This window comes from Mongoliitalea lutea (assembly GCF_014652135.1).
GTDB classification, from domain to species: domain Bacteria; phylum Bacteroidota; class Bacteroidia; order Cytophagales; family Cyclobacteriaceae; genus Mongoliitalea; species Mongoliitalea lutea.
In genome coordinates, this window is the sequence record NZ_BMYF01000026.1 from 13,657 (window position 1) to 34,326 (window position 20,670).

Annotated in this window: 20 protein-coding genes; 13 read left to right on the forward strand and 7 right to left on the reverse strand. The window is 40.1% G+C overall.

The window, feature by feature from the left end:
- Positions 1-6: 6 nt before the first annotated feature.
- The 4 genes from IE080_RS17345 to IE080_RS17360 are packed head-to-tail and all read right to left on the reverse strand — an operon-like array spanning position 7 to position 3,046.
- Positions 7-870 (reverse strand): ChaN family lipoprotein, encoded by an 864-nt coding sequence (locus IE080_RS17345; protein ID WP_229800713.1) that lies wholly within the window; start codon positions 868-870, stop codon positions 7-9.
- Positions 863-1,228: a dihydroneopterin aldolase gene (gene folB / locus IE080_RS17350; RefSeq protein ID WP_189585747.1), complete on the reverse strand. Its 366-nt coding sequence runs from the start codon at positions 1,226-1,228 to the stop codon at positions 863-865. The genes IE080_RS17345 and folB overlap by 8 nt, the downstream gene beginning before the upstream one ends.
- The gene (locus tag IE080_RS17355) at positions 1,228-2,130 is read right to left on the reverse strand and encodes a DivIVA domain-containing protein (protein WP_189585751.1); all 903 of its coding nucleotides are present in this window, start codon (positions 2,128-2,130) and stop codon (positions 1,228-1,230) included. The genes folB and IE080_RS17355 overlap by 1 nt, the downstream gene beginning before the upstream one ends.
- A 7-nt stretch (positions 2,131-2,137) precedes the next feature.
- Entirely contained in the window at positions 2,138-3,046 is a 909-nt protein-coding gene (locus tag IE080_RS17360) for a WD40 repeat domain-containing protein (protein WP_189585754.1), read from the reverse strand.
- 37 nt (positions 3,047-3,083) lie between these two features.
- Between IE080_RS17360 and IE080_RS17365 the strand changes: the two genes are divergently transcribed.
- Together IE080_RS17365 and IE080_RS17370 are read left to right on the forward strand one after the other, a co-directional pair.
- A complete protein-coding gene (locus tag IE080_RS17365) occupies positions 3,084-3,713 on the forward strand; it encodes a 4'-phosphopantetheinyl transferase family protein (RefSeq protein WP_189585757.1) in 630 nt (209 codons plus the stop codon).
- A 34-nt stretch (positions 3,714-3,747) separates the two neighbouring features.
- Positions 3,748-4,335 carry a redoxin domain-containing protein gene (locus IE080_RS17370; protein WP_189585761.1) on the forward strand — a complete coding sequence of 196 codons (588 nt, stop codon included), beginning with the start codon at positions 3,748-3,750 and terminating at the stop codon, positions 4,333-4,335.
- Positions 4,336-4,339: 4 nt separating this feature from the next.
- Here the strand turns inward: IE080_RS17370 and IE080_RS17375 are convergent, their stop codons facing one another.
- From IE080_RS17375 to IE080_RS17385, 3 genes are all read right to left on the reverse strand, one after another.
- The gene (locus IE080_RS17375) at positions 4,340-5,182 is read right to left on the reverse strand and encodes a transglutaminase-like domain-containing protein (protein ID WP_189585764.1); all 843 of its coding nucleotides are present in this window, start codon (positions 5,180-5,182) and stop codon (positions 4,340-4,342) included.
- Between the two features lie 66 nt (positions 5,183-5,248).
- Positions 5,249-6,877, reverse strand: coding sequence for an acyl-CoA carboxylase subunit beta (locus IE080_RS17380; RefSeq protein WP_189585767.1), 1,629 nt, complete (start codon positions 6,875-6,877; stop codon positions 5,249-5,251).
- A 121-nt stretch (positions 6,878-6,998) separates the two neighbouring features.
- Positions 6,999-7,580, reverse strand: coding sequence for a T9SS type A sorting domain-containing protein (locus IE080_RS17385; RefSeq protein ID WP_189585770.1), 582 nt, complete (start codon positions 7,578-7,580; stop codon positions 6,999-7,001).
- 624 nt (positions 7,581-8,204) lie between these two features.
- Between IE080_RS17385 and IE080_RS17390 the strand changes: the two genes are divergently transcribed.
- The 11 genes from IE080_RS17390 (at position 8,205) to IE080_RS17440 (ending at position 20,666) form a co-directional block, all read left to right on the forward strand.
- On the forward strand, positions 8,205-9,305 hold the full coding sequence (locus IE080_RS17390; protein ID WP_189585772.1) for a chorismate mutase: 1,101 nt from the start codon (positions 8,205-8,207) through the stop codon (positions 9,303-9,305).
- Between the two features lie 113 nt (positions 9,306-9,418).
- On the forward strand, positions 9,419-10,453 hold the full coding sequence (gene aroB, locus IE080_RS17395) for a 3-dehydroquinate synthase (RefSeq protein WP_189585775.1): 1,035 nt from the start codon (positions 9,419-9,421) through the stop codon (positions 10,451-10,453).
- A gap of 7 nt (positions 10,454-10,460) precedes the next feature.
- Complete coding sequence (locus tag IE080_RS17400; RefSeq protein ID WP_189585777.1) at positions 10,461-11,696, forward strand: 3-phosphoshikimate 1-carboxyvinyltransferase; 1,236 nt, start codon at positions 10,461-10,463, stop codon at positions 11,694-11,696.
- A gap of 5 nt (positions 11,697-11,701) precedes the next feature.
- Complete coding sequence (locus IE080_RS17405; RefSeq protein ID WP_189585780.1) at positions 11,702-12,520, forward strand: prephenate dehydratase; 819 nt, start codon at positions 11,702-11,704, stop codon at positions 12,518-12,520.
- Positions 12,517-13,659, forward strand: coding sequence for a pyridoxal phosphate-dependent aminotransferase (locus IE080_RS17410; protein WP_189585784.1), 1,143 nt, complete (start codon positions 12,517-12,519; stop codon positions 13,657-13,659). Before IE080_RS17405 ends, IE080_RS17410 begins: the two co-directional genes overlap by 4 nt.
- A gap of 15 nt (positions 13,660-13,674) precedes the next feature.
- The gene (locus tag IE080_RS17415) at positions 13,675-14,529 is read left to right on the forward strand and encodes a prephenate dehydrogenase (protein WP_189585787.1); all 855 of its coding nucleotides are present in this window, start codon (positions 13,675-13,677) and stop codon (positions 14,527-14,529) included.
- An 85-nt stretch (positions 14,530-14,614) separates the two neighbouring features.
- Positions 14,615-15,316 carry an SIMPL domain-containing protein gene (locus tag IE080_RS17420; RefSeq protein WP_189585790.1) on the forward strand — a complete coding sequence of 234 codons (702 nt, stop codon included), beginning with the start codon at positions 14,615-14,617 and terminating at the stop codon, positions 15,314-15,316.
- A 129-nt stretch (positions 15,317-15,445) separates the two neighbouring features.
- Positions 15,446-16,978: a M20/M25/M40 family metallo-hydrolase gene (locus IE080_RS17425; RefSeq protein ID WP_189585793.1), complete on the forward strand. Its 1,533-nt coding sequence runs from the start codon at positions 15,446-15,448 to the stop codon at positions 16,976-16,978.
- A 333-nt stretch (positions 16,979-17,311) separates the two neighbouring features.
- The gene (locus tag IE080_RS17430; protein ID WP_189585796.1) at positions 17,312-17,788 is read left to right on the forward strand and encodes a hypothetical protein; all 477 of its coding nucleotides are present in this window, start codon (positions 17,312-17,314) and stop codon (positions 17,786-17,788) included.
- A gap of 23 nt (positions 17,789-17,811) precedes the next feature.
- Complete coding sequence (locus IE080_RS17435; RefSeq protein ID WP_189585799.1) at positions 17,812-19,230, forward strand: WD40 repeat domain-containing protein; 1,419 nt, start codon at positions 17,812-17,814, stop codon at positions 19,228-19,230.
- 11 nt (positions 19,231-19,241) lie between these two features.
- Positions 19,242-20,666, forward strand: a complete 1,425-nt coding sequence (locus tag IE080_RS17440) for a hypothetical protein (protein WP_189585802.1) — start codon at positions 19,242-19,244, stop codon at positions 20,664-20,666.
- Positions 20,667-20,670: the final 4 nt, after the last annotated feature.

A 20,670-nucleotide genomic window follows, 5' to 3' on the forward strand; every position in this document is an offset into this window, starting at 1 on the left:
ACTTGCTTAATAACTTTTGGGTATGTCTGTAGGTGTGACGATAATAAAGTCCGCACTTTGCCTAGTGCGCTCATCAATACTGGATAAATCAGCCTGTTCTACCGTATTGATGGTAAGGATTGGAAGGTTAGGAAATTGTTGGCGAACATACCAAACAATGCCTTCATAGAAATTGCTATGATAAGAGCCGTTTATATGCAAAACTTGATGCCCTTTTTCTAAATACTCTTGCATGGAATAAGCCATTGTCGCATCCTTGATAGCTTGGGCATCGATCATGAAGTCCAAATTCATAGAACTACCATGCATCATCTCCTTCATGGCAGCATAAGCAGGCAATGTCCTGTCCACTGTGACAGGAAGTGGCGCAATAAATCGTTTGGCATCTTCACTGAGTTTTTCCAGTCCTTCTAAACCTTCTCTGCTGACTAAAGAAGCATATTTTCTTGGTATGTTAGACGCAATAAATGGGATAGTATTGGTTTTGGCAAAAAGCATTAAGGGTTTGTAATCCGTCGCATAGTTATTCCATAGCTTGGATTCTGTTTCAAAGGTTTTGTCGGTCATCCATCCTGCCATCCACTCATCAATAGTCAATTGGTCATCCCGCTCAAAAAACTCCCCTGCAAGCATCAGTTTTTCGTTTTCTGGCTGTAATGCTTTCAGCAGTTGTAACTGAAGCCAATGGACCATGGTATTGTTATGCAGTTCGCCGAAAAATATCAATTGAGCAGATTTTGACTCCTCAATAATCGCTTCGAAGTTTACTTGTTCTCCCTTGTTATTGAACACAGTAAAAGGTGTAGTCTGTGCCTGCGTAGTCCAAATCGAAGCCATATAGGCCAAGAATATCATCGAAAATTTATGCATAGTCTTCTGGATACTGTACCGTTACGGAGGAAAAGTTGACCAAGCCTCCCACAGCGGGTTGTTGTTTTTTTATCGTGATAGCTATTGTTTGTATTTGGGGATATACTGCTACAGCATCTTCAATGATCAGATGTGCAAGATGCTCTAAAAGTTTGACAGGTGTTTGCATGCGTTTGGCAGTGATTTCATAGAGTTTACCGTAATCTACCGTGCCTTCCAAGTCATCCTCTGTCATAGCTTTTTTAAACTTATAGTTTACCGTGATGTCCACCAAAAAGAGATTGCCAAGTTTGTTCTCTTCTGGAAATACCCCGTGGTAAGCATAAAATGAAGCACCCTCTAAGCGTACAATTCCCATTAGTCAAACTGATCAAAGAATGATCCCCCTTTTTTCTTTTTATCCTCCGCTGGTTCAGACGGAACTTCCGCTATTGGCTCTTTTTTCTCTTCGGGCTCGAAATTCTCTTCCAGTTCCTCTGTAATGACCTCTTCGATTTCTTCTGTAATTGAATCTTCAGAAGCAGTTAATTCTTCTGTTTCTTCGGTAAGAGTTTCTGGCTGGTTTAGTTCCTCTTCCGAAAGCTCACTACTCACTTCCAAAGTTACTTCTTGTGAAACTTCCTCTTTTACAAAAACAACAACTTCCTCTTTTTCGACCAATGTTTCATCAGGTAGGATGATGGCCGTTTTTGGTTTAGCAAAGTTTTGGACCATTTCCTCGTAAACCGATAGATTTACTTTTTTAAAAGTCTCATTGGAAACTGTGATGTTATCTTGGATATCATCCGTGAGTTTGTGGAGGTTTCTTAAAATTAACTCACGCTGGCTTATCAAATGCTCATAATTACGTATGAGTCCAGTCACGTCTGCCTTGACTCCCTCCAAGATTTGCTTAGCTTTCTTTTCTGCTTCTTCTACGATTGTATGTGCTTTGCGTTGTGCATCGATGAGCATACCCTCAGAATTTTCTTTGGCAGCACCCATGATTTCGTCAGCAGCGCTCGTTGCTTCTTCAATGATACTGGCACCAGTGTCTTCAGCAGTTTTTAAGGTTCGGAAAAGGGATTCTTCCACCTGCTTGAGTTTATTGGCTTCCGCTTGAGCTTTGGCGAGTTCTCCTTCCAACTTGGATTTTTCTTCCAAAAGACTCTCGTAATCCTTTGCTACGATAGCTAAAAAGCTGCTTACTTCATCTTTATCGTATCCTCTGAAGATTTTTTCGAAGGTTTTATCTTTGATTTCGGCTGAGGTTATTTTCATGGTGTTTTTAAAGTTCTACTTGCCAGATTGAAATGGTGCGGTCATCGCTGATAGAGACGATGGATTGGTTGTAAGTACTCCAGAGTACTTTGTTGATCGATGTGCCATGTCCTGCATAGCGGGCTTTGTCAATCACTTTGAGTAATCGATGTGTTTCGGCATCCCATACTTTGATGGATTTGTCCATGCTACAGGTTACATAATACTTCCCATCTTCTCGGAAGGAAATGTAATTGATGGCGAACATATGGGCAACGATGGATTCTTGCAGATAATATTTTTCTGTATCCCAAATATTCATGTAAGCATCCCGTCCACCCGATACCAGCATGGGTTTATTCGGGGCATACGCTAATCCAAATACGGAATTATTATGCGCATCCAAGCTGTATATGGGGCTATGGTCAGCCAAATTGATGATTTTGATACTATGATCACTGAGTCCCGCGGCTAGTTGTCTCCTGCTTGGATCGATAGCCAATATACGAACACTTTTTTTGCTGATTTTTATATGTTTTTTTACAGCACGCTGCTCTATATCAATAATATGAATAATCCCATCACCTGTTCCGACATAGAGTTCATTTCCAATAGCTTTGATATCAAATATGGATTGATCGGTCATTTTGAGGGACCATAATTCTTTGCTGTTTTCCAGGTCTATGACATGTATTCCTTCAAAATTATGGCCTATAAACAACAGGTTACGTTCTTTATCAATCTCCAGAGCATACACAGAATGCCCTACTTTTGCCATCAATTTTCCGTCTCTAGGATTATCTAGATCCCATTCCACGACCATTCCATCCCCCGAACCCGTGTAAAAGAATCGCGGATCGGGTCCTTCCGTCAGTGCGTAGATACAATCATTGTGACCGGTGAGGCTATGGAGTTTATTAACTTGAATTTTTAACATAAATTGCAACGATATGTAAACAACCCCGCAAGGGCCTATGCAAACAAAAATAGAAAAAATAAGTCCTTTATCAGCCTATGCTGTAAAGAATATTGAAGATATATCTGATAATGGAATGGATTTTTTGAGTTTCAGAGAAAAGCTTTCAATGGCCAATATATCCCGAGACTCCAAAAGAATGGAATGGAAAAGTGCCAGAATGGCCGTCAAAGAGGCATTAGATGGTATTTCTATGCCTTACCCTGGATTTTTTAAAGATGAATTTGGAAAATCTCACCCAATGGATGGGTATGGGTATGTTTCCCTAACGCATACCAAAAATCTTGCTGCGGCCATTTTTCACCGAGATATGCCTGTGGGAATTGATCTGGATTATATCCGGCCTAAAATTGTTCGTCTAGCGCCCAAATTCCTGTGTGAACAGGAGATGGACTTTTTGGGTAAAGATGAACTTTTGCACACCATTGCCTGGTCAGCCAAAGAGTCTATTTTCAAATGTCAGGGAAAAAGAGGAGTAAGTCTGAAGGATAATATTGTTTTGGAACCATTTGAAGTAACCTCTGAAATCATCAAGGGCAGGATTGTGGGCACGGAATTTTCAGACCATCATTATACTGTCAAAATGATCCAAGAAGGGGAGTTTGTACTGACTTATACAGTTTGGTAGTATATTTGTTCATACCAAAATAAAGACCCAAACAATGAAGCGATACCTTGTAATTGTAACCTTATTCCTGCTAGCGCTTACAACAGCCAAAGCCCAGCGAGTGGATGATTTTACACTGATCAATGCTGTGGATGGTCAGGAGTATACTCTTGAGCAGTTCAATAAGCAAACTGCATTGGTATTGGTTTTTACAGGATTGAATTGTCCATTTAGTCGCTTGTATGAAGATCGCTTAATCGCACTTCACAATACCTTCTCAGCCCAAAATATTTCATTTGTCTTGATCAATCCTTTGGTGGGTTTTGATGAAGAGGAATCGGAAGAGAAAATCAAACAGCGGGTTGAGTCCAAAGGAATGAAGTTCCCATTTTTGATGGATGTCAGTCAGGAAGTCAGCCGTTCCTTTGAAATCACTAAATTACCTGAAGTAGTGGTAATTACCTTCAGTCCAACTGGTGCGTCCATAGCCTACAGAGGAGCGATTGATAATAATCCTCAGGTAGCAGCTAATGCAAACTTGAAGTATTTGGAAAACGCACTTACATCTATTACCAACCGCAGAAATCCAAGTCCTGCATCTAGTAGGCCTGTAGGTTGTAACGTTCGATACGTGGGCTTTTAAGTGCTTAATCTTCCAGAATTTCGGTAAGCTCCTTTATTTCCTGCATTTTTTCGCTTTCCCCAAACTTTTCAAACGTCAAATACAAGTTTCTCAAAAACCGTTTGATAATAGCCATATTGCTACATGGTTCATAGAATGCCTCTTCCGGAGCTATATTCAAATGCTCCAAGTAGTTAGTGATGTCTTTTTTGGTAAAAACCACCCCTTTGTTAAAAGCATTGATGTAAAAGCGGACTTCTTCTGTTTTGTAGGTAAGAATAAATAAGTTGGGGAGGTTCACTCCATAGATGGGGATACCCAGTTTTTGGGCAACCAATAGGTAGATGCAGCAAAGCGAAATGGGGTTGCCTTTCTTTGTTTCCAAGACAGCCGAAAGCATGCTGTTAGCAGGGGAGTGGAAGTTTTTGGTATTTGCTGAGAACTTAAAATGGTTGAACAAGATGGAATTCATGATTTTTACCTGTTCGTAGGGCTGCAAATCATTTTTGAAAGCAGTCCATACTTCGAAGTAAATCTGATTCATTTCGGTTTGAAGCTTTTTAAACTCCAAATCGGGGTACTGATAGGTATTGATCAGCCAAAGTCCTGTAAGCAGGTCCTGATCAGGGCTGTTTTTCCAATTCAGTAGCCGGGTCTTTAATTGAGAAAACTGTAAGGTATGCACTAACTCCTCAATTTCTCGCTGCAGTTCTGGATTGAAGCAATCTTCCCATTTCTTTTCCAAGAATGGGATCACCTCCTGCCCAATGGACACGAGGCGATCTTTTACATGGGATTTTACTTCCCAATCCGTATCATCCAATAATGAAACAAGGGCATGCAGTTCGCTATCGGTAAGTTTGTCCATGAATTCTTGATTACTCAGATAATATACGCAAAAGCGCTTATAAACTTTTAACCAAAAGCCATAAAATTAAGTTTGGATCACGCCTACATTGAATCGTTCGGTGATAGGGGCATGATTGGCTGCTTCAATTCCCATGCTGATGACTTTTCGGGTCTCCAAAGGATCAATCACGCCATCCACCCAAAGCCTAGATGCTGCATAATAAGGACTCAGCTCCTCATTGTATTTGGCGGTAATTTCCTGAAGTAATTGCTGTTCGGCTTCTGGAGTGATTTCCTGACCTGATTTTTTCAAGGATGCCACTTTAATTTGAAGCAGTGTTTTGGCAGCAGATGCTCCGCTCATGACAGCCATCTGAGCTGTAGGCCAACTGTAAATCAATCGTGGGTCATACGCCTTTCCGCACATGGCATAGTTTCCTGCTCCATAGGAGTTTCCTACGATGATGGTAAACTTAGGAACTACAGAGTTGGCCATGGCATTCACCATTTTAGCTCCATCTTTAATGATGCCTCCATGCTCTGCCTTACTGCCGACCATAAATCCTGAAACATCCTGCACAAAAACCAAAGGAATGCGGCGTTGATTGCAGTTCATGATGAAGCGGGCCGCTTTGTCAGCAGAATCTGAATAAATCACGCCACCCATCTGCATCTCGCCTTTTTTGTTTTTCACAATCTTCCGCTGATTGGCGATGATTCCAACTGCCCAACCGTCAATTCTTGCGGTGGCACAGATCAATGTTTTGCCGTAATCTTTTTTGTATTCCTCCAGTTCCGAATTGTCAACGATTCGCTTCAATACATCAAGCATATCGTATGGTTTTACTCTGTCTGCTGGGAAAACACCATATAGCTCTTTTTCGTCTAAAGCTGGTTTTTGAGCTTCAATGCGGTCAAATCCAGCTTTCTCGAAATGACCAATCTTATTGAAAATGTTTTTGATAGCATCCAAACACTCTTGGTCACTATCATATTTGTTATCCGTTACACCAGATATTTCACAGTGGGTAGTCGCTCCACCTAAGGTTTCATTGTCAACCACCTCACCGATTGCTGCCCGCACCAAGTATGAACCGGCAAGGAAAATAGACCCTGTTTTATCCACAATCATGGCTTCATCGGACATGATCGGTAGATACGCACCACCTGCCACACAACTTCCCATAATTGCAGCTACCTGAATGATCCCCATGGCAGACATTTTAGCATTATTTCTAAATTGTCGTCCAAAATGCTCTTTATCAGGAAAAATTTCATTTTGCATAGGTAAAAATACACCTGCACTATCTACCAAATAAATGATAGGCAGCCTGTTTTCCATGGCGATTTCCTGAGCTCGTAGGTTCTTTTTGGCAGTCATAGGAAACCATGCACCTGCCTTCACAGTAGCATCATTAGCTACGACCATACACATTCTCCCTTGTACATAACCAATCACAGATACTACACCGGCTGAGGGGCAACCGCCTTCCTCTTCATACATGCCGTCTGCTGCGAAAGCCCCAACCTCTAAATGTTCAGTTCCTTCATCCAATAAGTAGGTGATTCTTTCTCGTGCTGTTAGTTTTCCTTTTTCGTGCTCTTTGGCTATCCGGGATTTGCCACCACCGAGTTTGACCACTTCTGTCTTATGCTGTAGCTTAAAAAGTAATTGCTTGATTTGATCTTCATTTTGGTTAAATGCGATATCCATAAAGTCTTTTGGGTTTAGTTTTCTGACTGCTAATAAACTGATAAACCACTAAATCGACAAATGGAATTTGAATATCGGTAAGGGTAATAAAAAAGAGGCTCATTTGAGCCTCTTTCACTTATTACAATAGAATCGTTTTACTTCTACCTGCAGTATCTCTCAATGATATCGCTAAACCTGATGGATCTACATTTCTTAAATGGTAAATTCTACTGAATCCCTCTGGATGATCTACAAATTCACTGTGTACATTCCTTCCAAATGCATCTGTGATTCGGATTGACACCCCTGGCTCTTCAAGACCAATTACTTTCAATCTGACTGAGTTATCGTCCAATATTCTACCAAAAGCAACTAATGGATTTGGAGCAGGCAGGGGAGCCTTATTGACTATGGTATGGATCAACTTCTCCTCCGGATTATCTGCTCTTCTGATTTTTACCTGATATTCACCCTCTGGTAACTGTGAAAGATTGAATGGTTGCTTCAGATCTTTATCTGCTTTCACACGCTTTTGATATAAATAACGACCGTTTTCATCGAGAATACTAATTCTTACTTTTCCAGCTCCTTCTCTAAGGGCTACTTTCACACGCTGATCTTTGGCACTCACATTGGTTAATGCACGCAACTCGTCTTCTGACGCATGCACCATTCCGGTGCTCAAGATTGCGCAAATGGCTGTGGTGAGTAATGCTTTCATAATCTTGGTTATTTAAGTTGGTTTGTTGTTTGGTGATACGGTATCAGTGGTTTTAGGTTTAAAATTGAATAATTTTTATACCCGATTAAACTATGAAAGTTTTTTATGGATAAAATGTATTTAATTTATGGATTGACTTAAGCTATTGTGGGAGGATTGTATTGCATACTTATAGCTATGTTGAATTTTGTTAAAACGAAATAAAATTTTGATTTTGGTCCATTGATCGTGTTTAATGGTTTTAATTATTTTGATTGATTCGGTGGGGCAAATTTTCTTTTAAAATTTACCGCTAAAAGTTAGACCATTTCTCAAATCCCAAATATTCTTCCGTATTTCAAGGGGATGGGATTTTAATTATTGGTTTTGTATCGTTGGGCGACTTTTCTTGTAATAATTTTAAAAAAAATATTCGAAAATAAATTTGTTTTTAAAAATCAGTCGCCTACATTTGAAACATGTTAATCGCAGCACTTACATATTTTACTTTCTTTTACTTTTATTTTCGTCTGGAAAGTCGAATCGGAGCTGCTTATTGCTTGGTAAAAAACTAAAAAGAAATATAACCACAAAAAAAGCCCGATTCGAAAGAGTCGGGCTTTTTGCATTAAACACCAATTCATCATGAGTGACCACTTACAAATCAAAGACTGGGGATTAGGCTTAAGCGGCCATACCATCATCGCAGGGCCTTGCAGTGCCGAGACACCTGAACAAATTGAAAAAGTTTGTTTGGAAATGAAAAATCAAAATACTGTCCCGGACATCTTCCGTGCAGGTATTTGGAAACCTCGTACGAGACCGGGATTGTTTGAAGGTATTGGAGAAGAGGGATTGACCTGGATGGAAATTGTACGCAATATTTTGAATATTCCAATTACCACAGAGGTTGGAAATGCCGCACACGTAGAAATGGCTTTGAAGCATAAGGTGGATGTCTTGTGGGTAGGCGCAAGAACTACCGTCAATCCTTTTGCAGTACAGGAGATCGCAGATGCCTTACGTGGTGTGGATATCCCTGTAATGGTCAAAAACCCCATGAATCCTGATTTACAGTTGTGGTTAGGGGCCTTGGAGCGCTTCCATAAAGTAGGTATCAACAAGTTGGCAGGTATTCATAGAGGTTTTTCCGATTCTTACGACAAGCGCTTCCGTAACAAACCAAATTGGTCTATGCCTATACACTTGAAGCGGGAGTGGCCAGGAATGCAAGTAATCAATGATCCATCCCATATTGTGGGCAACAGAGAAGGTATTTTGGAAACAGCTCAGCGGGCAATCAATTTTGGTTTGGATGGTTTGATGATCGAAACGCATCATGACCCGGACAATGCCTGGTCTGATGCCAAACAGCAGGTGACTCCAGCCCGATTAAAGGAAATCTTATCGCAAATAGATTTCATTGATAATACGGTAGAAATCAATCCAGACGAACATTTAAATGATTTGAGAAATGCAGTTGATCACTTGGATGATCAATTGTTGGATATCTTGCAAGAGCGATTCTCTATGATAGATCAGATCGGGGCTTACAAAAGAGAGCGACATCTGACTGTATTCCAGTCTGATCGATGGAAATATGTCATGGAGTCACGTACCAAAAAGGGAGTAGCCAAAAACCTCAGTGAAAAGTTTATGAAAGAATTGCTTTACTGTATTCACGAAGAGTCTGTCAAAAGACAAGAAAAGCAAATCAGAGAGGCCGAACCCGTAAAAAAAGCGTAAATTCGTCCAACAAAAAGAGTAATCTTATCAATCTTCAGGGTCAGTCAATCGAGCAATTGTATGTGTTGAGCTGATCCTGAGGGTTCTTTCTTGTTCCAACTAATTCATAAATCTTGAAATCCGTTCATTTTTCTCAAAACCCTGCGGCTGATTTACAGTACTTGATTCAATCGTTTGGCTATTCAAGTCTTGGGGTAATTACTGATAGCAATACCGTGCTTCATTGTTATCCTCTCGTCAAGGAGTCCTTGCCTACACATGCGCTTATCAGTTTCCAAGCAGGAGAAACCCATAAAAACCTCGAAACCTGTACCAAGATATGGGAGTGGATGACAAATGAGGGTTTTGATAGAAAATCTTTGATTATCAATCTTGGTGGGGGTGTTGTTGGAGATATGGGGGGATTTTGTGCCGCTACTTACAAGAGAGGAATCCGCTTCATCAATGTACCTACTACCTTGTTGTCCCAAGTGGATGCTAGTGTAGGAGGGAAGTTGGGAATAGATTTTCAGGGCTATAAAAACCATATTGGTGTATTTACCGAGCCTGAAACAGTAGTGGTTTCAGATGTTTTTTTGAAAACACTTGCTCCAGAAGAACTCCGATCAGGATATGCAGAAGTACTGAAACATGGATTGATCGCCAATAGCAATTATTTCCAATCCTTGAAAATAGCTGACTGGGAAAGCCAAGAGTGGAGAACGATTATAGAGAAATCGGTCTCGATCAAACGGGATGTGGTTGAAAAAGACCCGAAAGAATCTGGTCTCCGCAAAATTCTTAATTATGGGCATACTATTGGACATGCTTTCGAGTCTTTTTATTTGGATGGCCCTAAGCATTTATTACACGGGGAAGCGATAGCGGCGGGGATGATTGCAGAAGCCTTCTTATCACATCAAAAAGCCGGGTTGTCGTTGGAAGAACTGCAAGCCATCATCGATCGACTGAAAACTATATTCGGATTGATTTTAGTTGAGGAGCAAGAAATAGACGAAATTGTTGCTCTATGCAAGCAGGATAAGAAAAATGTTGGCAGTAGTGTTCGTTTTTCTCTCTTGAGAAAGATAGGTGCATGCGATTATGACATTGCTGTCAGCAGCGAAGAAATTAAAGAAGCTATCACCAGTTACAGAAGTTTAGTATAAACCTCCTATGAATTCAAAGCAAAGTACCCATTCATCCGTTCTGTTGCCACAGTTAGAAGAGTTTGCTTATACAGAAATCCCTTTACCCTCTTCCAAAAGTGAAAGTAATCGGGCCTTGATTATAGATGCCTTAACGGAGGGTGATAATCAATTGAGTAATCTTGCAGAAGCAAGGGACACCCAGACGATGATCAGACTGTTGAAAGAAAACCCTCCCGTGTGGGATGTATTGGATGCAGGTACGACAATGCGTTTTTTGACTGCTTACGCAGCAGCTACCAATCAATACAAGGTCATGACCGGAACGGCACGTATGTGTCAACGCCCTATCGGAATATTGGTGGATGCTTTGCGGACAATAGGCGCGGAAATTCACTACATGAATGAAGAAGGGTTCCCTCCTCTAGCTGTTCATGGAATGCAGACACAAGTTTCCCGAAAGGTTTCTATCCGTGGAGATGTCAGCAGTCAGTATATCTCTGCCCTGCTGATGATAGCTCCCACGCTTCCACAAGGTTTAGAGTTGACCTTGGAGGGAAAAGTTGGATCTCGTACGTATATCGAGATGACCTTACAATTGATGGAGCAATTTGGAATTACCTACACTTGGGTAGATAATGTAATTAAAGTAACTCCTCAAACATATTCTCCGACAACTTTCGCTGTCGAGTCGGATTGGTCTGGAGCTAGTTATTGGTTTAGTTTATTGGCCTGTGCAGATAAAGGAGAGTTATTCCTGAAAGGGCTGAAAGAAAAAAGTTTGCAAGGAGACGCTGCCATCGTAGGGATTATGGATGCCTTGGGTGTCAAAAGTGAATTTGTAGCTGATGGGGTCAAATTGACCAAACAAGCAGTCAAAGGACTGCCTGCATTTGATTTTACCCATTGCCCGGATTTGGCTCAGACGGTTGCAGTAACTTGCGCGATTATTGGACAAAAATCTGTATTTACAGGGTTGGAAAGTCTTCGCATCAAAGAGACTGATCGGATTTTTGCTCTGCAACAAGAGCTTGCCAAATTCAATGCTTCCTTAGTGGAGGAGTTCGAAGGTGCTTTCACAGTAATTCCATCGGTAGAGATGCCAATCGAAGTGAGTATTGCTACCTATGATGATCACCGCATGGCAATGGCTTTTATGCCCTTGATGACCAAAACGCGCGTAAGCATAGAAGATCCTGAGGTGGTCAATAAATCCTATCCAAGTTTTTGGAAGCATGTATCCCTCATCAACTCTATTTTCTGAATGAAATGAAAGTAGCGATTCAAGGTATTCAGGGATCTTTTCATCATCAAGTTGCCATGCAGGTTTTTGGGGCTGAGGTGCTGATACAGGAGTTCAAAACCTTTGAAGAGGTAGCAAAATCACTTGCCAAAGGCGAGGTCGATTTTAGTGTGATGGCAATTGAAAACTCCATTGCAGGGGCCATCTTGCCCAATTATGAATTATTGGATCGGTATGGGTTATATATCCAACAGGAGTATTATTTGCCTATTGCACATCAGTTACTCGTGTTGCCAGGTCAGGGAATAAAAGAGTTGGTAGAGGTTCGCTCGCATCCTATGGCTTTGTTGCAGTGCAAGCAGTTTTTTCAGCAATATCCACAAATCCAATTGATAGATGATATTGATACTGCAACGGTAGCTAGAAGGATAGCCCACGAAGGGCTTACAGGAGTAGGAGCAATTGCGAGTAAGGTGGCTGCTGAGATTTACGGTTTGGATATTCTGGCAGCGGATATCCAAACAGTTAAAAATAACTTTACCCGCTTTATTATATTGGAGAAAAAAGCCCCGACTTGGAACTCAGCGGTTACCAAAGCCTCTATGAAAATCACCATTTCCAATCAAAAAGGAAGTTTGGCTCGTTTGCTCAGTCGATTTGCTGAAGCAGGCTTGGATTTGAGTAAAATACAATCCGTCCCGGTCATTGATCAGCCTTGGAATTATTCCTTTTTTATTGATACTGTTTTTGAAAGACAGGAGGATTTTGAACAGGCAATAGCACAAGTTCAGTCTGAAATGGAGGCTTTTTTATTGGTTGGACTGTATTCAAATCAACGGGTATGAAAGGGTTTGCAGAGCGATTGAAACATACGGAAGAGTACTATTTTTCCAAAAAACTGAAAGAAGTACAAGGCTTGATTGCCGCTGGAAAGCCAATCATTCACATGGGGATTGGTAGTCCCGATGGTATGCCTGATGCAAGTGTGATTCAAGCAATCACGCAAAGTGTTGAGAATCCTGCAAATCATGGCTATCAGGCCTATCAGGGTATTCCGGCTTTGAGACTAGCAATGGCTGATTTTTACCAAAGTCAATATGGAGTTACAGTAGACCACACGAGCGAAGTCCTGCCCTTAATGGGCTCCAAAGAAGGGATCATGCATGCAAGTTTGGCTTTTTTGAACCCTGGAGATCAGGTGCTAATCCCTAATCCTGGATATCCAACTTATAGTTCGGTGGCAAGGCTGCTTCAGGCGGAACCTGTACCTTATGCTTTGAAAGTAAGTCATAAGTACTGGCCGGATTTTGATGCACTCGAAGCGCTTGATTTGAGTAAGGTCAAAATTATGTTTGCCAACTATCCGCATATGCCAACGGGTGCCAAAGCTGATTTGCAGTTGTTTGAAACTTTACTTGCCTTTTGCCAAAAGCATCAAATAGTCTTGATTCATGACAACCCCTATAGCCATGTCTTGGAAGAGCAGCCCAAAAGCATATTTCAGCTAGAAGGAGCTAAAAAAGTAGCGCTTGAGCTCAACTCTTTGAGCAAGTCAAGTAATATGGCCGGTTGGAGAGTGGGTATGCTGGTAGGAAAGCATGAATGGATTCAGGCAATCGCTACTGTCAAATCCAATATGGATTCAGGAATGTTAAAAGGGGTCCAAGAAGGTGCTGTGCAAGCGCTTGGGTTGGGAAAAGACTGGTATCAAGAATTAAATGCTCAATACGGAGCTCGCAAAAAGCTCATTTTTCAGTTGCTCGACAAATTGGGCTGGGGATATAGCAGAGATACAGCTGGGCTTTTTGTTTGGGCTCAATTACCACAGGGAGTTGCAGCAACAAAAGCTTGTGATCAGCTTTTGTATGAGAAAAATATTTTCACCACCCCAGGAACAGTCTTTGGGTCAGAAGGGGAAGGCTATGTGCGCTTTTCCTTATGTGTGACGGAAGAAAAAATTCAAGAAGCAATCAATCGATTATAGATAACCATTACAAGCATGAAAAAAGTACACATTATAGGTTTGGGATTATTAGGAGGCTCTTTTGCCTTAGGATTACGTAAGTCCAAACCAGAAATTTCCATCACTGGATTTGATATTGATACTCAAAATCAAAAAGATGCCCTCACCTTAGGAATCATTGATAAAGTTCAAGAAAAGGCAGATGCAGATACTGATTTAGTCATTTTGGCAACTCCAGCAAATACCTTGGCGAAGATTTTAATCCAAACTTTGGATGAAGTTGGTCCAGAGACACTGGTGGTGGATTTTGGGTCTACCAAAGAAGCATTGTGCAAAGCCGTGGCAAATCATCCCAAGCGTGCGCAGTTTTTAGCAGGACACCCCATAGCAGGTACAGAGTACAGTGGTCCTAAAGCTGCTTTTGATAGTTTATTGGACAGAAAAGTCTTTATCATTTGTGAAATGGAAAAGACAGATATCCACCTGAAGGCGAAAGCGTATGATGCCTTGGAGGCTTTGAATATGAAAATCCGCTTTATGGACCCTGAGGAGCATGATAGACAATTGGCATTTGTTTCTCATCTATCCCATATTTCCTCCTTTATGTTGGGGAAAACGGTGTTAGACAAAATGGAAGATGATCGTAACATCTTTGATATGGCAGGATCAGGTTTTGCTTCTACCGTACGGTTGGCAAAAAGTTCTCCCGCTATGTGGGCTCCCATCGTTTTAGAAAATAAAGGAAATGTATTGGAAGCCTTAGGGAAATACATTGACTGCTTGCAAGGATTCAAACAAAAAATTGAATCAGAGGATTTTGATGGATTGTATCGGGAGATGCAGGAAATCAATCAGATACGGGATGTGTTGGACTTGGGAGGAAAGAGCTGATTTCTTAAGACATGTTAAATATTCTTGGTAATTTGCTGCATGGACCACTTTTTGAATTTGGTCTATCAGTTAAACCAACAAGACTATGAGAAAGCTTCTTTTGACCATCGCTGGGATGTTCCTATTATTGGGAGCAATGGCACAGCAGATTCCTTTAATTGAGGTTGAAGGGAAAAGTGAAATCAGTATTCAACCGGATGAAGTATTGATTTATCTGAATATGTCCCAAAAAGGGAAGACTTCCGCCGAAGCTACCAATGAATTGAACAAGCGCATGCGTACGCTGGAGCAGGCCTTGAAAAAGACGGGTGTACAGACACACGAACTGTTTGTCGAAAATTACACTGTCAATTTGGATAGAATTTACAAAGATGGCACTTATCAGGATATTGGGTTTATCGCATCTCAAATGGCTCGTGTGCGCGTTTCTGATACGCAAAAAGACCTTGCCAAAGTAATTGAAGCCTTGCATACTTCGGTAGAGTCCGGATTTAATTTACAGTTTCAGGTTTCTGAAAAAGCCATGAAAGCTTTGCAGGAGCAATTACTGCAAATGGCCTTGAAAGATGCGCGGGCCAAGGCAGAAATCATCGCTAAGACCATGGGGATCGAAGAGATCAAGGTGTTCAAAGTGCAATATTCCACTCAGGATAAAGCTTTTTCTCCAGTCATTCGCTTAAGAGGCATGGCCATGGATGCAACTGCTGCTTACGAAGAACCCGTATTGCAGACAGAGGCCAAGAAAATTACAGATTCAGTGTTGGTTTCTTTTGCTTTTATGAACTAATGAAAAGTTGGTGTGAATACTGCAATTGAATAGGTGTTCACACCAACTATCTATTTCCTTCGCCTTTAATAATTTTTTGACTTGCTATTGCAGCATGCTTGCTTAACTTCATCATTAAAACCTTTATTGATGAAGACACCTTTCCTACTGATCGCTTTATCCATTCTTTTATCTTGGAATGGTTTGGCACAACAAACATCCGCTCCAGATATTCATCAACTTACCAATAAACATTTTCTTCGTGGTATTGGAATTTTGAATGAATTGCTGTCCATTCCCAATGATTCTCATTACCCTGAGCAATTGTGGCCCAATTTGGAATGGTGTGAGCGAAATTTTCAAGCCCGTCAATGGGAGGTGGAACGATTAGGTACAGATGGTTTTCCATTATTACTTGCTTCCAAGATCCATTCCACAGCTAGCAAGACAGTGTTGTTTTATTTCCATATGGATGGACAAGCGGTATTTCCTGAGCAGTGGGATCAGCCATCACCATTTACACCTACGTTGAAAAAAAGGAATGTGAATGGTAGTTGGGAGACGATACCCATGAGTACCTTAGAGAATGATTATGATCCGGAATGGAGAGTCTTTGCCCGCTCCGCATCCGACGATAAAGGGCCTCTAGCGATGTTTTTGACTGCTTGGGATGCTATTTCAGAAGTAGGTTTTAGTCCTGATTATTCCATCAAAGTTGTCTTAGATTTTGAAGAGGAGATTGGTTCTCCGAATTTGGCATCAGCGGTGGTGAAAAATGCAGCGAAATTGCAGGCTGATATGATGTTGATTATGGATGGCCCTCGTCATGTGAGTAATGAACCAACCCTGAGTTTTGGAGCTAGGGGAATATCGGAAATTACCTTGACCATGTATGGGCCACGGGCAGATCAGCACAGTGGTCATTATGGTAATTATGCGCCGAATCCAGCTTTTAGATTAGCCCAATTGCTAAGCAGCATGAAAGATGAACAAGGAAGGGTGATTATACCAGGTTTTTACGATGGGATTATTTTGACGGATGCTGAAAAGGAAATTTTACGGCAAGTACCTGATATTGATGAAGAGATTATGCGAAAAATCGGGATTGCCGAATTCGATAAAGTAGGAGAGACCTATCAAGAATCCATCCAATACCCAAGTTTAAATATCCGTGGGTTTTCTTCAGGCTCTGTAGGTATGGAAGCAAGAACAATTGTCCCGGCAGAGGCAATAGCAGAGATTGATGTACGATTGGTTCCCGAATCCGATCCTGAGCGTCTATTTGCGCTTATTCGTCAACACATCCAAGACCAGGGATACCACATATTAGATAAAGACCCCACAGAAGAAGAACGGATCACTTATCCAAAGCTTATCAAATGGGAGGGAAGCATTTCGTATAAAGCCTTCCGAACTCCTTTTGATTCTGAGCCAGGTATTTGGTTAAACCAAGCTATGGTGAAAGCTTTTGGCAAAGAACCTATTCGCAAACGTATCAGTGGGGGTTCACTCCCCATAGCGCCATTTGTGGATGCATTGAATAATATTCCAGCAGTTACAGTAGTGACTGTAAATGCTGATAACAATCAGCATGGACCAAATGAAAACCTACGATTGGGAAATTTTAAAGAAGGGATACTGACTGCTTTGGCGATTTTAACAGGACCTCTGTATGTTGACTAATTTGCGGTGATTTAACACATTGTTAATTAATATAAGGTATATCCCTTACAAGCGTTTTTTTGAATTCTTTAAATTGAATTATGGAGGTTAGTTGTTTTCAATAAATGATTTTTTTTACTTTATAAATTAAGGCAAAAGCTTACCTTTTCAAGTTTCAAAATGAGCCTAATTGGCTTTGTTTGTTTTCTTCTACAAATTCAAGACTAAAAACCTTTTTACTTACTATTTTTTTCCTTGTGAATCATATTTTATACCCACTAGTACGGATAAGAATATGCCATAGCAAGGGGATTGAATAAAGATGGCAAACTTATCAACTTTGAATAAAAAGCCATGAAAAATTTATCCCTAACACTCCTACTATTAATTGTTTTCCTAACACCCTCATTCTCTCAAAATTGGGTCACTTATGAGAGCAAAGAATTCGGGATTAAAGCAGAGTTTCCTGGAGCAGTACGTGATACAGTCAAGCCAACAGGCTCGAATACAAATCTGCAGATTGTTCATAATGAAGTGGATCTGGTGCTTTTTAGTCTTACAGTTTATCAAGAACCTGTACGGGAAGGTATAGAAGCAGATGTTATTGTGGGTGCCTTGCAGGAGGGTGATCGGGTAGTCGGTACAGGTAAAACTTGGGAACATGGTGGTAAATCATGGTTATCGGCGGTAATTTACAGTTCAAACATGGGTGGGTATTTACATCGCCGTGTATTGATTGATGGGAATAAATTATTCAATGTAACTTACATCAGTGACTCAGAAAGTTCTGAGGGTAACGTTGATAGGTTCTATAATTCGATAATATTTTAGAAATGAAAAAAGCCCTAACAATCATGAAAAGAGTTTTTGTAATTTACCTCATGCTCTGTCTATTCAACTCCTCCTTGTTGAACGCAGCTGTAACTCACGCATGGAATACCCATTATCAAAACATAGGCGTTAGGTTTAATCCTGATAAAAGTCAATTTGTCGTTTTTTCTCATGATAGAATTACCAAATGGGACATGGAAACAGGTAAGCTCTTGGCATCTTTTGATACGTATATGAGTGATTTTAAGAGGTACCCACATAGGAATTCTAAATTGATTGATGTAGATGATTATTTATTGGAGTTGGTTTTTTCTGATGGGGATGGGTCCATTCATCGGTTTTCATTATTACAAGGTCAATATATTAATTTCCCAAAATTCAATCATGGGCTGCGTATTTTTCACGGGTATGTGGATGGTAATAAGATGGTCTATACCACAACAGGGGATTACAATGTTTCAATTTATGATCAAAATACAAGTAAAGATAAAATTGTACATGAAAAGTATTTTGGGTTTATCCAAGTGCCTGTTTTTCATAAAGTAGTTATTATCAAGGATAAGGGTGAGTTTTTATTTGTTGATGGGAGTACCTACAAGAAGAAAAAATTGGGTGTAAAAAATACGTACAGTTATATCCATAATATGCCAGATGATTGGATGGAGGCCTATTCTGGAGGAAGAGATACAAGAGAAACTGTTCAATTTGTGAATTTGGTTACAGGGAAAAAAGAAGCATACAAAGGAGAAGAAGCGAAAAAGCTCTATTATCCTAAGTCTGTTCCACAACCAAAAACAGAATTTATTAGGACTATTGTTCGCTCGGACGACAAATACTACTATCAATTTTACAATTCAGGAAACTATGAAGACGGAAAACAAACATATTATAAATATGGAATTCGTAAAGTAGAACAAGTAACAGGGAAGATAATTAGAGAGGTAGATATTTCAAGTTCCCAAGATGATTTTTTAGCTGTTCTGGAAAGAGTCAAGCAAAATGAACAAGTTGCTTTTAAGGAATTTAAAATCAATTTTAATCAATTACCTCTCCCATATTCATTTGATTATAATTCAGCGAGTGCAAGAGAAATCCAAACGATACCATTTGTGAAATTCGGAAGTCATCCATCAGTAGGGTCTAAGGAATTTGCGATTGGGAAGATTATGGATTGTTATGATGGTGGTGTAATTGTCCTTACCATGAGTTTTACTCAAGGGGCTAGTTCTCAAACCTCTCATTTTTATATCCGACAGTATGACAAATATGGACTGTTGATAGATTCCAAGGATTTGGGAAAAACGATTAAACAAGGTGGAGGCTTTGATCAAATCACCCGATTCACTATTGAGCCCATGAATAGGGGCTATTCTGCTGTCGCGAGATGGGAAATGGGTAAAGGGGTACAGCAGAAGAATTATGCCGGAGGCTGTAACGATTAATTTGACGACTTATGAAAAATATTCAATTTATTCTTGCTTTAATAATCTGTTGCTTCAGCAGTGCTACATTTGCTCAAAAACCTCATTTATGGAAGCTTTCAAGTGAAAAGCCACAAGTAAGGATCAGTCAGGACTTAACAAAAGCAGTAGTCTTTACCTTTGATAGGATTTCAACTTGGAACTTGGAGACAGGGGAGCTAATTAAAATGTACTCAACCTACATTGATTCAGAAGAACGATGGCCTACAAGTACTGCTAAATTAATTGATGCAGACGCTTCATTAAATGAATTGATTTTTTTGGATAATGATAAGTATTACCGGTTCCTAATGTTTATGGATGCGTATTCTGCTTTTCCACAAAGCTCTGTTAAAATCCAAAGGTACCATGGTTATGTCAATGGAAATGATTTGGTAGTTCAATATCGGGAAAGCATTAAAAAACCAAGTATTATTGGCATTCAAAAGCAAGTAAATCCTATTCCAACAAAAATTTATTCACCAAAAAAATTCTTATCACAGGTGGCTGTTACGCTAGATAAAAAGGCTATTGTTTTTAGGGATACAGAAAAGTATCAGGTTTATGACGTTTCTAATAGCAAAGTGTCAAATCTTCCAATCAAAGGAACCAAACTGGAATTTGAAACAATGCCAGATGGTTGGATTGGAGCATATGGTGCTAACAGGTTTGAGTTGGGTTTTGTCAACTATCTGACGGGAGAAAAGGAGTTCTATAAAAAGAGTGAGGGTGCCAATGTATTTCAACCAAAGGCCTTCAGTTTGCCTAAGATTGTTCCACAATTCTTGGTAAGAGCAAATGAGTCAAAGGTTGTAGAGTTGGTATATTTTGATAATTTGGTTGATAGGAATAAGACCTACTATGCTTTTGGTTTTTGGGTTTACAACAAAAAAGGTAGTCAGGAATTAGTTAAAATTAATTTTTCACAGAGTTTGTCAGATTTTCAGGAATTTAGAAGTGAAATAAATAAAAACAAGTTGGTTGATTTTAAGGAATACAAACTCAATTTCAATAAATTACCTTCCAACTTTAAGTTTGATTATAATCAAGCTCAAGCTCGGGATATTACCAATCTAAGGTTTGTACAATCGGGAGAACACCCCATGCTAGGAGAAACAGAGTTTGCCATTGGAAGTCTTGGAGTTTGCTTGAATGGAGAGGAATTCTTATTGGTAATGGGCTTTACCGATAAAGGTGGAGTACAAACATCCAGTTTTGCTGTTCTTCATTATGATGAGTCAGGAAATTTGCTTGATTGGCGGGATTTGGGTAAGACTATTCGTTCCTCTACAGGCGTTATTCAGGTAACTAATTTTGAAATAAAAAGTAGTCTTAATTTTCATAATATCTATGCTAAAATAGAAGCAGTTGGTAAGGCTCCTATAGTAAGAAATTATGCTATGGGGTGTGGGAATTAATTAG

Bases quoted from the DNA above. Each gene is read 5' to 3' on its own strand.
- IE080_RS17345 (WP_229800713.1), bottom strand. From the start codon at position 870: ATGCATAAATTTTCGATGATATTCTTGGCCTATATGGCTTCGATTTGG.
- folB (WP_189585747.1), bottom strand. From the start codon at position 1,228: ATGGGAATTGTACGCTTAGAGGGTGCTTCATTTTATGCTTACCACGGG.
- IE080_RS17355 (WP_189585751.1), bottom strand. From the start codon at position 2,130: ATGAAAATAACCTCAGCCGAAATCAAAGATAAAACCTTCGAAAAAATC.
- IE080_RS17360 (WP_189585754.1), bottom strand. From the start codon at position 3,046: ATGTTAAAAATTCAAGTTAATAAACTCCATAGCCTCACCGGTCACAAT.
- IE080_RS17365 (WP_189585757.1), top strand. From the start codon at position 3,084: ATGCAAACAAAAATAGAAAAAATAAGTCCTTTATCAGCCTATGCTGTA.
- IE080_RS17370 (WP_189585761.1), top strand. From the start codon at position 3,748: ATGAAGCGATACCTTGTAATTGTAACCTTATTCCTGCTAGCGCTTACA.
- IE080_RS17375 (WP_189585764.1), bottom strand. From the start codon at position 5,182: ATGGACAAACTTACCGATAGCGAACTGCATGCCCTTGTTTCATTATTG.
- IE080_RS17380 (WP_189585767.1), bottom strand. From the start codon at position 6,877: ATGGATATCGCATTTAACCAAAATGAAGATCAAATCAAGCAATTACTT.
- IE080_RS17385 (WP_189585770.1), bottom strand. From the start codon at position 7,580: ATGAAAGCATTACTCACCACAGCCATTTGCGCAATCTTGAGCACCGGA.
- IE080_RS17390 (WP_189585772.1), top strand. From the start codon at position 8,205: ATGAGTGACCACTTACAAATCAAAGACTGGGGATTAGGCTTAAGCGGC.
- IE080_RS17400 (WP_189585777.1), top strand. From the start codon at position 10,461: ATGAATTCAAAGCAAAGTACCCATTCATCCGTTCTGTTGCCACAGTTA.
- IE080_RS17405 (WP_189585780.1), top strand. From the start codon at position 11,702: ATGAAAGTAGCGATTCAAGGTATTCAGGGATCTTTTCATCATCAAGTT.
- IE080_RS17410 (WP_189585784.1), top strand. From the start codon at position 12,517: ATGAAAGGGTTTGCAGAGCGATTGAAACATACGGAAGAGTACTATTTT.
- IE080_RS17415 (WP_189585787.1), top strand. From the start codon at position 13,675: ATGAAAAAAGTACACATTATAGGTTTGGGATTATTAGGAGGCTCTTTT.
- IE080_RS17420 (WP_189585790.1), top strand. From the start codon at position 14,615: ATGAGAAAGCTTCTTTTGACCATCGCTGGGATGTTCCTATTATTGGGA.
- IE080_RS17425 (WP_189585793.1), top strand. From the start codon at position 15,446: ATGAAGACACCTTTCCTACTGATCGCTTTATCCATTCTTTTATCTTGG.
- IE080_RS17430 (WP_189585796.1), top strand. From the start codon at position 17,312: ATGAAAAATTTATCCCTAACACTCCTACTATTAATTGTTTTCCTAACA.
- IE080_RS17435 (WP_189585799.1), top strand. From the start codon at position 17,812: ATGAAAAGAGTTTTTGTAATTTACCTCATGCTCTGTCTATTCAACTCC.
- IE080_RS17440 (WP_189585802.1), top strand. From the start codon at position 19,242: ATGAAAAATATTCAATTTATTCTTGCTTTAATAATCTGTTGCTTCAGC.